The following is a 587-nucleotide window of genomic DNA, read 5'->3' as shown; positions in this document are numbered from 1 at the left end:
CCCTTCACGCTGCTGCACGTCGACACCGGGCACAACTTCCCCGAGGTCCTCGACTACCGCGACCGCGCGGTGGCCAAGCACAACCTGCGCCTGCACGTGGCCTCCGTCCAGGACTACATCGACGCCGGCACACTGCGCGAACGCCCCGACGGGGTCCGCAACCCGCTCCAGACCGTCCCCCTGACGGAGGCGATCCAGAGCCTCAAGTTCGACGCCGTGTTCGGCGGCGGCCGACGCGACGAGGAGAAGGCCCGCGCCAAGGAGCGCGTCTTCTCCCTGCGCGACGAGTTCTCCCAGTGGGACCCCCGCCGCCAGCGCCCCGAGCTGTGGCAGCTCTACAACGGCCGCCACGCCCCCGGCGAACACGTCCGCGTCTTCCCGCTCTCCAACTGGACCGAGCTGGACGTCTGGCAGTACATCGCCCGCGAGAACATCGAACTGCCCGAGATCTACTTCGCCCACGAGCGCGAGGTGTTCCAGCGGAGCGGCATGTGGCTGACCGCCGGCGAGTGGGGCGGCCCGAAGGACGGCGAGAGCACCCAGCGGCGCCTGGTCCGCTACCGCACCGTGGGCGACATGTCCTGCAC

At 70.4% G+C, this 587-nt stretch carries 1 protein-coding gene; it reads left to right on the top strand.

All coding sequences use genetic code 11. The features are described 5' to 3' along the window. Window positions 1-587, top strand: a 587-nt coding sequence (gene cysD / locus ADK52_RS08615; protein WP_053689179.1) for a sulfate adenylyltransferase subunit CysD, incomplete at both ends; no start/stop codon positions are given.

Source organism: Streptomyces sp. WM6372 (genome assembly GCF_001279655.1).
GTDB lineage: Bacteria > Actinomycetota > Actinomycetes > Streptomycetales > Streptomycetaceae > Streptomyces.
This window is presented reverse-complemented; position numbering and strand designations above follow the sequence as displayed.